The organism is Anaerolineae bacterium (assembly GCA_016931895.1).
In the GTDB taxonomy this organism is placed as follows: domain Bacteria; phylum Chloroflexota; class Anaerolineae; order 4572-78; family J111; genus JAFGNV01.
Genome location: JAFGDY010000068.1, coordinates 20,762 through 31,813, shown reverse-complemented (window position 1 = coordinate 31,813; position 11,052 = coordinate 20,762). Strand labels below are relative to the sequence as shown.

General features: G+C 56.4%; 6 protein-coding genes. 5 read left to right on the top strand and 1 reads right to left on the bottom strand.

The window, feature by feature from the left end:
* Window positions 1-159: 159 nt before the first annotated feature.
* On the bottom strand, window positions 160-1,410 hold the full coding sequence (locus JW953_05500; GenBank protein ID MBN1992138.1) for a sn-glycerol-1-phosphate dehydrogenase: 1,251 nt from the start codon (window positions 1,408-1,410) through the stop codon (window positions 160-162).
* Between the two features lie 164 nt (window positions 1,411-1,574).
* Between JW953_05500 and JW953_05495 the strand changes: the two genes are divergently transcribed.
* From JW953_05495 to JW953_05475, 5 genes are all read left to right on the top strand, one after another.
* A complete protein-coding gene (locus JW953_05495; protein MBN1992137.1) occupies window positions 1,575-3,614 on the top strand; it encodes a DUF2723 domain-containing protein in 2,040 nt (679 codons plus the stop codon).
* Entirely contained in the window at window positions 3,611-5,977 is a 2,367-nt protein-coding gene (locus tag JW953_05490) for a glycosyltransferase family 39 protein (GenBank protein MBN1992136.1), read from the top strand. The genes JW953_05495 and JW953_05490 overlap by 4 nt, the downstream gene beginning before the upstream one ends.
* Window positions 5,974-9,318, top strand: a complete 3,345-nt coding sequence (locus tag JW953_05485) for a glycosyltransferase family 39 protein (GenBank protein MBN1992135.1) — start codon at window positions 5,974-5,976, stop codon at window positions 9,316-9,318. Before JW953_05490 ends, JW953_05485 begins: the two co-directional genes overlap by 4 nt.
* A gap of 110 nt (window positions 9,319-9,428) precedes the next feature.
* A complete protein-coding gene (locus JW953_05480; GenBank protein ID MBN1992134.1) occupies window positions 9,429-9,863 on the top strand; it encodes a hypothetical protein in 435 nt (144 codons plus the stop codon).
* Window positions 9,863-10,978 carry an ATP-dependent 6-phosphofructokinase gene (locus JW953_05475; GenBank protein ID MBN1992133.1) on the top strand — a complete coding sequence of 372 codons (1,116 nt, stop codon included), beginning with the start codon at window positions 9,863-9,865 and terminating at the stop codon, window positions 10,976-10,978. The genes JW953_05480 and JW953_05475 overlap by 1 nt, the downstream gene beginning before the upstream one ends.
* The last annotated feature ends 74 nt before the right edge of the window (window positions 10,979-11,052 follow it).

Below are 11,052 nucleotides of genomic sequence, written 5' to 3'. Positions count from 1 at the left end.
TCCGAGACGGTCTTGAGACCTAATGACAATCGATCTGCCGTGTCCTGTCTTTTTATATTACCACGTTTTTCTCATACTAATGACATGGCAAGGTGAATAGTTATCAAAATTATCCGTAGTGCGGATCGCGTGCCCAAAGCGCAACACGCCGCCCTTACTCTACAAAAGGCCCAGCATCCGGCTCAACTTGGCCACCGTAAAACGATTGCGCAAATAGTGGCTGTTTTTTACGGCCTTTTCAGTTTCTTCATTGCTCAAACCCAGCGCCGGCATATCCGTGGCCGCGCCAACTTGATGCAGCCAGGTGGTCATCTGCGGCGCCGGGGGTACGGTAGCGGCAATTTCCTGGATTTGCGGCCAACGGTCAACGATCTTTTGTTTCAATAATTCATAATCCTGGGCCGACATATTCAGGAAGGGAGCCTGGGCCGCAACAACGCGCTCGGCAATAGGGGCATAAACTGCCTTGATACGCGCAATTTCTTCGTCGCGTGAGGGTAGCCGGACGGCAGCCAATTTCTCTTTGGCCTGGGCCTGGCTCAACTGCCTTATCCGCTCAAAATAGCTGGCCGCAATCAACGTGGCTACGCCTACTTTGGCCCCATGCAAAACCGCCGGTAGTTTATCCCACACAATCTTCATCTCCAGGTGATGGGAGATGTGATGCTCCATTCCGGAAGCGGGGCTTGAACCGCCAAAGTCAAGCATGCACAGGCCGGATTCAATTAAACCGTCCACCAAAAATCGAATCCCTTCCGCCGAAGCAGCGCCGATTTCGGCGGCGTGAGCGGTGCAGCCTTGCACGGCCTGCCTGGCCCGCCGGGCAATATCATCGTCGTAGGGCTCATCCCACAGCAAATGACCCAAAGCCCAATCGGCGGCGGAGGTGTATTTGCCCAGCATGTCGCCAAAACCGGAGGCAATCATTTCTTTGGGCGCAGCGCACAGGGTAGGCAAGTGGGCAAAAACGGCCGCCGGCGGCTGGCAGATGACGGTTTGTTTGAGTCCCCCAATCACCAACGGCGCGCCAATTGAGGTAAACCCATCCACCGAAGGTGCGGTGGGGATGGAGATAAATGAGGCTTTGGTCCGGTGGCTGGCAAAACGGGTAATATCCGTAATAACACCGGAACCAACCGCCAGATAGGTGCGGTCTTGGGTGTCGGCCTGTACCAGTACCTGGATCAGATAGCGCTCGTCGGGCACAATCTCTGCGCCGGTCAGAATAACCGGAACCACATCCCAGCCCTGGTCTTTCAGCGTTTTCTCTACGGCCTGGCCTAACACGGGATAGGTATTTTGGTCGGCGACCAAGATAAATTGAGTAAGTTGGTGCTCTAGACAATATTGCACCAGGTTGGGCAAAATATTGTCCTTGATTTGAATGTAAATTGATAAGTTGGTTGTCATTTAGGATGATCCTTTGTGATGATTGAGCGAGTAGTTTTTTTGCCGATGCAGCTATCCCCAACTATAGCACACCTGCGAAGGCTGTCAACACCAAACCACACAAATACCTCCGCCGAAACCGCAAATTCGCCAATTTTGCCCCTTTCCTTTAAAATCCAGCCATCATGGCTCAAAATAACCAATCCCCAAAAACAACTTATTCCCCCCTGCTCACTCCTTACTGTCTCCTGCCTACCGCCGTCTTTCTCCTCGTCCTGACCCTTTACCTGTTCACCCTGGCCCCCGGCGTGGTTGGCGGCGATGCCGGCGAGCATCAATTTGTGGCGCCTTTGTTGGCCATTCCCCACGCTACAGGTTATCCACTCTACGTGCTGGCCGGCAAATTGTGGACCCTACTTGTTCCTATCGGCCCCATGGCTTGGCGCATGAACCTTTTTTCCGCCGTCGGCGGCGCTGCGGCGGCGGCCCTGACCACCCTTATCGTCTTCCGCCTGACAAAAGGCGAAATAAGCCATACAAAATATCTTCCGCGCTGGTCTGGCGCGCTGGTCGCTGGCCTGATCCTCTCCTTTGGGCTGACTTTATGGCAGTGGAGCATCATCGCCGGGGTGCGGTCTATCAACGTCCTTTTCTTTGCCCTGCTCACCCTTTTGGCCCTGGTGTGGCAACAGCAACGCCAGCGCGGCAACACCCAGGCCGCCGAACGAACGCTGCGCTGGCTGACCCTGACCATTGGCCTGAGCCTGGCCCACCACCGCACCACCATCTTTTACCTGCCTTCGCTACTTGGCTGGGTCTGGTGGCACGACCGGCGGCTTGTACGCCAACCCAAAAGACTCTTGATCTTATTTCTACTGGCCATTGCGCCGTTAACCCTTTATGCCTTTATCTACCTTCGCGGCATCAATCAACCTCCCTACACCCATGAATATATCACCGATCTAAAAAGCTTCTGGTTCCTGGTGGGGGCCAGCGACTCTTCCGGCCTATTTCTGACCCTTGATCCTGCTTTTCTGCCGGCCCGTTTAGCCTTTATCTGGCGCGACATCCTGGCTCAACTTTCTATGCCCGGCGTTATTTTGGCCAGCTTCGGCGCGCTCTGCCTGGCCTGGCGACAAACCAAACAGCTTCTCTTCCAGGGTCTGCTGGCGCTGTTGCTCCTGCTCTTTGTGCTCGACTTTGAAGTGGTTAACTTGAACGAAGCTCCTACCTGGTATTTGATGCCCGCTTACTTTATTTTTGCGGTCTGGGTGGGGGTCGGTGTTAATGGCGTGTCACGTATCGCGTGTCGCGTGTCACGTGACACAGGGCACGGATTACGTTTTGCCCGGAGGCCCCGCTTCACCGAATGGCTAATCGCGCTTCTTTTTACGGCCATTTTCACCTACACTCTGGCCTGGCCCAATTGGCAAAAAATCTACGCCGTTTCCGTGGCCCCCCTGGACGAATGGCGGCAACTGCTGCGCGGGACCCAGGCAGAACGCCTGGTGGAAAACAGCATGCCCTATGTAAAACCCGGCAGCCTGATCCTGGGCGATTGGGAACAATACACCCCGTTTATGTATTACCAGCTCATCAACGGCTGGCGACCCGATGTTGAACCCCGCCTGCCGCTCAATCGCTGGCCCCAACAGGTGGCCGGGGCGCGAGCCAAGGGCCAGGAGGTCTATTTTGCCCGCAAAACCACGGACCTCATCGGCACGCCTTACCTGAGCATGGTCGGCCCGCTCATTTACCTGGGCACAGCCCCCAATTTTGACCTCCCTGCCGGCATCATGCCCCTCCAGGCCAACTTTGAAAATCAACTGGAACTCATGGGTTATGAGGCCAAAGTGATGGCTCAACACACGCCCGGCGGGGCTAAAGCCGGGCCAATTATTCAACTGCTGTTTTACTGGCGCATTCCCCAAAAAGTAGCCTGGGACTACGCCCTGTCTTTACGCCTGCTGGATGCCGCCGGGCAGGAAATCTACAAACGAGACGCCACCCATCCCGTGCTCAGCAGTTACCCCACCACGCTCTGGACTCCCGGCGAGGTGGTTGGTGATTTTTACGAACTGCCTTTTCCCCCAGGCACAGGCCCGTTAACCCTGCACCTGCTTCCCTACCGCACCGAAGGGCCGGACCGGTGGCATAACCTAAAGCTGGTGGGCGCGGAACCGCCGCAAGAGGGAATTTTGTTGGGACCGTTTGAGGAGAGATGAAGTTACAAAGCGCAAGTTGCACATCGCCAATTCGGCGTCATCCGCAAGCTACGGTTATCCTCATTGGCTTCATCATTCTGGGCCTGATCTATAGCCTGGTTACGCCTCCCTTTGAGGCAGGCGACGAGTCGCGCCATTACGCCGTGATCAAATATATGGCCGACACGGGCCGCCTGATTGTCCAAAACGCGCCGGAAACCGCCAGTCTGGCCCACCACTGGAGCCACGAAGGCAATCAACCGCCGCTCTACTACGCCCTGGCCGCCTTACTCACTTTCTGGATTGACTCCGGCAGTTGGGACGATGTGTTCTGGTACAACCCGCACACCACCATCGGCAATCCCCTCCGCCCCGACAACAAAAATATCACCATCCACCCCCCCGGTGAAAATTGGCCCTGGCGTAAGCACGTGCTGGCCGTCCACCTGATCCGTTTTTTGTCGCTGGCTATGGCGGCGGTTACGGTAGTTGCAGCTTATGGCCTGGCGCTCAAGCTATTTACCGGCAATCGTTGGTCGGCGGCCGGGGCAATGGCGATTACGGCCTTTAACCCAATGTTCATTTTTATCTCCGCTTCCATCAACAACGATAACGCCGTGATTATGTTTGTTACCCTGGCCCTCTGGTTGATGGTTAAGCTGGCGGATCGGCAAGGTAGAAAGGGGAAAGAGGGGATGGGTCTGCCGCTTTACCTCCCGGCTCTATTGGGCCTGCTCATCGGCTTGGGCAGCCTGAGTAAACTTTATGCGTTGGGCCTTTTGCCGCTGGCCGGTTTACTCTTTCTCTGGTTGGCCCTGGATAAAAAACTCGGGACACGCAAAACATTTTACACCTCTCACTTCTGGCGTAACTTGCTTCTTTGGAACTTGACAATGCTGGCCGTCGTCGCTGTTGTGGCTGGCTGGTTCTATCTCCGCAACGCGCTGCTCTACAACGGCGACTTTCTGGCCCTCCAGGTGATGCGCGACACCGCCGGTCAACGGGACAAAATCCCCTCCCTGGCCACCCTGCGCGCCGAGTTTGAAGGCTTCCGCATTGCCTACTGGGCACTCTTTGGCGGGGTCAACATCCTGGCCGATAATTGGCTTTACACCGCGTTGGATTGGATTTCGCTGATAGCAGTGACTGGGGTTGTCGTATTTATTGTGACACGTATCACGTATCACGTATCACGTGTCACGTTTTACGTTTCAAAAAATATTGAGCAAATCTCGCTGCCCACTTTTGCCTTGCTCCTGGCCTGGTATGGCATTATGGTCGCCGGTTTTATTGTATGGAATCTAACCCAACCCGCCGGGCAGGGCCGCCTGCTCTACCCGGCCATTGCCGCTATCTCCGCCCTGGGCATGCTGGGCTTAACCTGGTGGCTGCCGTCCGGCGGACAAAGGGCAGTCGCCCTGGGCTATAGCGTGGCCCTGTTTGGGTTTGCGCTGGCTGCGTCATTTTTGTATATAGTACCTGTCTATGCGAAACCGGCTATTTTGACCGAAGCCGACCTGCCCGCAGATTTACAGCCGGTCAACCTGGTGTACGACGGCAAAGTACGCCTGTTAGGCTACCAACTTCCGGTCAAAACCGTCCGCCCGGCAGAAACCTTACCTCTCACCCTCTACTGGCAACTGTTGGAACCGGCTGACCTGGATTACAGCATTTTTATTCACCTGTTGGGCCGGCAGCGCCAGGTCATTGGCCAGCTTGACACCTATCCCGGCGGCGGCCAATGGCCCACTACCCTGCTTTCTCCCGGCGATATTCTGGCCGATGCGTATCAAGTGCCCATTATGCCTGAAGCCGAGTTGAACCATGCTCCCACCCGCCTGCTGATTGCGGCCGGTATCTACGATTGGCGCGAACCGGGCTGCCCCGGTAAACTGGCCGTCAACGCCGACGGCCAGCCGGTTGAACCCATCATCGCCAGCGCCAAACTGATTCCCTGGCAGTGGCCCACACCCGACCGCTCCGATCCTCCTGTTGATTTTTTGGATAAAGCCAGCCTGTTAAGTTACCAAATTGCCACCGACCAGCAAACCCTCACGCTCACCTGGCAAGCCAACCAGCCCCTTGCAGCCGACTACACCATCTTTATTCAAGCCTGGCGAATCACGCCGCCCCCAGAACAGGCCGCCGGTTTCGACGGCCCGCCTGTGCAGGGCGCTTACCCCACCTCGCTCTGGGCGCCCGGCGAAATCATTGTAGACTCGCACCCCCTTGACTTGTCCAACTTGCCACCGGGCGAGTACAATCTGCGCGTCGGTCTCTACAATCCCGCCACTGGCGAGCGCCTGCCCGCTTTTGGGCCGGACGGCCTGCTGCCGGATTACGCGGTTAAAGTAGGCGTGGTGCAAGGGGTAAGCCAGGAATGAGTAAAATACCAGGCAATACAAAGTACAAAATACACCTCACGCTTTACCTGCCCCTCCTTCTTATCCTCTTCATCTTCACCATGCTCACGCTTTACAACTCCATCCTCCTGCCGCTGGGTGAAGCCGCCGACGAAACCGACCACGTTCAATATCTGCGTTTTGTCGCCCGCACCGGCCATCCTCCGCTGAGCGAGATCGAACGGGACGAAGCCGGTTACAAGGGCGGCCTGGCCCCGCTTTACTACTGGCTCACCGCCTGGCCCATCGCCCTAGTGGGAGAAGACACGCCGCCCGATATTCGCCGGGTTGACGCCCGCCCGGAGCGCCACATTCCCACCGACGGCCTGGGTATCAATCACGTTCTCCACACCCTGGACGAACAGTGGCCCTGGCGCGGGCAAATCCTGGCCTGGCATTTGATCCGTTTTCTCTCTCTGCCGATGGCCTGGCTGACCATCATTGCCACATACGCTTTGACCCGCCGCCTGCTGCCGGAGCAAAAAGTTATCGCCGTTGGCGCGGCAGCCTTTGTGGCTTTTTTGCCCCGTTTTGTCATCAGCAGCGCCGTTATCAACGACGACAACCTGGTTTTCGCCCTGGTCGCCCTCCTGCTCCTGGTTCAGGTAATCATCCTGCAGGGCGATCGCCGGCCCGCCACTTTTGCCCTCTTGGGCGCGCTCTTTGGCCTTTCCCTGGTTGCCAAATATTTCTCCCTCATTCTCATTCCCGAAATCATCTTCACGTTGTTCATATTTTTGACAGGTAGCAGGGTAGCAAGTAGCAAGGTAGCCGGTAGCAGAGTAGCAGGAGAAACACAACGATCTGTCCCCTTCTCCTCTCTCCTCTCTCTTCTCTTTTCTCTCTCCTCTAAACTCCTCCCCTTCCTGATCGCTCTGCTGCTGACCGCAGGCCCGTGGTTCGTTTTCATCCTGCTCCGCTTCAACCGCATCAACGACCTCGGCCTTTTACCCGGCCTGGCCGCCTCGTTGGGCGAGCCGCAAATCACCGAGGGGCTGGTCGGCCTGTTTTCCGGCCAATCGGTGCGGCCGCCCGCGGCCACCTACTCTCTGCTTGAATGGCTCGGCCTGCTCTATCGCTCTTTCTGGTTTGAATACGGCTGGATGCAAATTTTTACCCCGCCCTGGGTCTATATCCTGTATACTCTATTTTTGCTCCTGGCCCTGATCGGGTTAACCCGGAAAATCAAGATTTACCAAAAAAGCAATCAGGGGAGCAAATCAGGCCCCAAGCTACCCGCATTACGCACAGCTTTTTACATTTTACACTCGCGTCCAATAGCCGTTCTCCTCTGCCTGCATTTGTTTCTCTTTATCATTGTCCTGCTAGCCCGCTACGTTCTCAGCGCCACCATTGACACCGGCCAGGGTCGTCATCTTTATCCGGCCCTGCCCGTCATTGCCTGCCTCGTCGCTCTCGGCCTGGCCCATTTACGCCTTAGAAAACAATCCGCCGCATCAAGCAATGGTTTCTCTTTCTCCTCTCTCACCTCTCCCTTCTCCCTTCTGCTCACCGTCTACGGCCTGTTGTGTGTCTTCATCCTGCAACCATCCTTCTTCATCCTCCCCCATTACCTTCCTCTCCCCATCACCATCACCCCGCCGGCTGAGCTGCCGATCACCTACCGCCAAGCCGCCCAACTTCCTGCCGGTTTCTCCCTGGCCGGTTTCGACGTTGCCCCCACGGCATCGGCCGGTCATACTCTGCCCGTTACGCTTTACTGGACAGTTGAAAAAGAAGTAAACCAAGATTTTCTGGTTTCACTCTGTCTGCAAGATGATGGCGGTCGCCCGGCAGCCTGCTGGCGCGGCCACTTTGTCAATGGACGCTATCCCGCCCGCGCCTGGGAAACCGGCGATACGCTGGCCGACACCATTTTTATACCTATTCCTGCCTGCCATCATCTCAACGCTAAAACGTATCAACTGCATCTTAAGGTGTGGCCCCTAGCCCTTAACTCGCCTACGCCAGTATTGGCAGAATCGCCCAGCCTGGCCCAAACTTTTACCGAACCCCATTTGGTTATTCAAGCTACCGACTCGTTTACAGATTTACTCCAAACCGTCGAGTTATGGCGTAACAATCAGCGTCTCACCACTCCGGTTAGCCTGAAAATGAATGAAGCCATAGCGTACATTGCTTATGCTGCCTACAATAACAACCCGGTTCCAACTTTTGAGCACACTCTCCAAAATCCCCCCTGGCGGCCTGTCCCTCAACTTAATACGCCCCTCTACCTTCCTTGCGCCGATGGCCCGACCCCCTATGCCCATTTGGCCCATTTCATCGCCGCCCCCACTCTGCCCAACGGAACCTACCAGGCTGTCTCAGATACTTTTTTGCCCAGCCTCACCCTCTCCCTCCGAGACCGTGTTTTGGCCCCCCTCACCTCCACCTTAACCTTCAGTCACACCCTTGCCCCCCTCTCCCTACAACTTTCTGACCAACCATCCCTTGATCTTGGCCAAATCTCCACATCCGCCCCTCCCCCTACTCCTTACTCCCTCCTCCCTTCTGCCTCCCCGCTCCCCCTAACCGTTCGCTGGCAAGCCCACCGCTGGATGGCCGACCCGCTGATCATCTCCCTCAAACTGCTGGATAAGGATTTTATGGTTGGCGGCGAGCGCGTCACCGTTTTGGGCGACCGCTACCCCAATGTATTATGGACGCCCACCGAAATTGTCGAAGAAACCTACTCCCTTCAACTTGAACCGGACACGCCCCCCGGCCTCTACCAACTCGAACTCAGCCTGCTCCGGCAGGACAAAAACCTACCTGATGGCTTTGAATACCTGCCTATCATCAACGACCAGGAAACTTTGGCCCTCCAAGATACTTTGAGACATAACCTCTACCCCCTCACCCTCCGCCTCCTCGACCCGGCCCACGATTCCCCGCCGCCTTATCCCCTCTCCGCCCAACTCGGCGAGTCTATCCAACTAACCGGCTATGATTTACTACCCAAATCAGAAATCGTAAATCTAAAATCTAAAATTGAATTGGCGCTTTACTGGCAAAATACCGACCCCATTCCCGCCGACTACACCATTTTCACCCAACTGCTCGGCCCGGATGGGCAGGTGTGGGCGCAGTGGGACAATCCGCCCCAGGCCGGCCGTTATCCCACCACGGCCTGGCTCAAAAATGATACCGTGGTTGATCGCTACACCCTGACTCTCCGCGAAGGCGCACCGCCCGGCGAATATCGCCTGCTGGTGGGCATGTATGATCCCGCTGCCGGCCACCGGCTGCCGGTCACTCTGGCCGGCCAACCTCAACCTGACCACGCTGTTCAGATAACCACGCTGCTCCTGACGCCCTGATACAACCCGGCGCTTACTTTGGTAATTCAATTCGATTGTGCTAAAATCTGACCAGGTTAAACTAAAGAGGCAAGCGGCCCGCTGAAACAAGAGCGGCCCCCACTTTTGCCATGAGCTACGGTCAACCGGAAAAACTGTCTGCAGAAGAAGAAAATAAACTGGCCCGAAGAGGAGCTTGTTTAGCGGTGGTGGTACTGCCCATGATTTGCTGCTGTCTCTTTGGGCTTTTCACTTCCTATACTACTGACGGCAGAATTCTGGCTTCAAAGTTTTTTCTTTACAGCACTTATCACGGGAACATCATCGGTTTTGTGGGATTTTCAGATATTGCTAAATCAAGCTGCGCGTTGGACCGTTTAACCCCCAAACCCAGTTCATACGATAAAGATCAATACGCGCTGGAAACGCGGTATCGCAACAACTTAAGAATATACCGCAAATACTGGCAAGAATTGAAGAAAAATGGAGGGGACCCCGGCGAGTATCCCCTTCCTACGCATCTCCCCCAAACCTTTGCCCAAGCAAAGGCTAAATACTGTCGCTAATGAAAACAACCGTCACCCCGTCCCTCAAAAATATTGCCGTAATGACCGGCGGCGGCGATGCCCCCGGCCTTAACGCCGTGATCCGGGCCGTGGTCATCACCGCCCTCAACTACGGCTGGCAATGTTACGGCATCCGCGATAGTTACGATGGCCTGTTGGCCCCGGCACGATACCCCAACGGCGGCCTCATTCACCTGACCCGCGAAGCGGTGCGTGGCATCACGCATCTGGGCGGCACCATTTTAGGCACCACCAACAAAGGCAACCCTTTTGAATACCCTATGCCCGGCTCGGATGGTCAACTTCAACTCAAAGACCGCTCAGACGAATTGATTGCAGCCTTCAAACAACACCAACTGGATGTGCTGGTGGCCATTGGCGGCGACGGCGCGCTCTCCATTGCCCATACCCTCTCCCAAAAGGGTCTGGCCGTAATGGGCGTGCCCAAAACCATTGACAACGACCTGGCCCCAACCGCCGTCACCTTTGGCTTTGATACCGCCGTCTCCTTTGCCACCGAGTGCATTGACCGCCTGCACGCTACCGGTCACGCCCACAGCCGCATTATGGTGGTCGAAGTGATGGGCCGGCACGCCGGTTGGATTGCCCTGCATGCCGGCGTGGCCGGCACCGCCGATGCCATCCTCATCCCGGAAATTCCATACGACCTCAACCGGGTAGTGGCCAAAATCAAAGCCCGCCGGCAAGAGGGGCATCATTTTTCCCTGGCAGTGGTGGCCGAAGGAGCGCGGCCCACAGCGGGAACGGTTTCTATGGTGGAGCGGCCCGGCGGGGTCAAACGGCTGGGCGGTATCGGCCAAAAGGTAGCCGAGGAGTTACAGGCCCTCACCGGTCAGGATGCCCGGGCGGTGGTGTTGGGCCATCTCTTGCGGGGCGGCACGCCAACGGCTTTTGACCGCCTCATTTCCTTGCGTTTTGGCGCAGCAGCCGTACGTGGCTTGGCCGCGGGACATCGTAACGTCATGGTCGCCCTGGACTCGCCTGGCGTGCGTTACGTGCCCCTGGCCGAAGCCACCAAACAAATCAAATTAGTGCCCCTGGACAGCGACCTCATCCAGACCGCCCGCGAATTGGGCATCTGTTTGGGAGATTGATGACCGAGGACTCTGCTAATGGGCATATCTGCGCCGTAACCACCACCGACCAATGACGCACCCAAAAAAATATG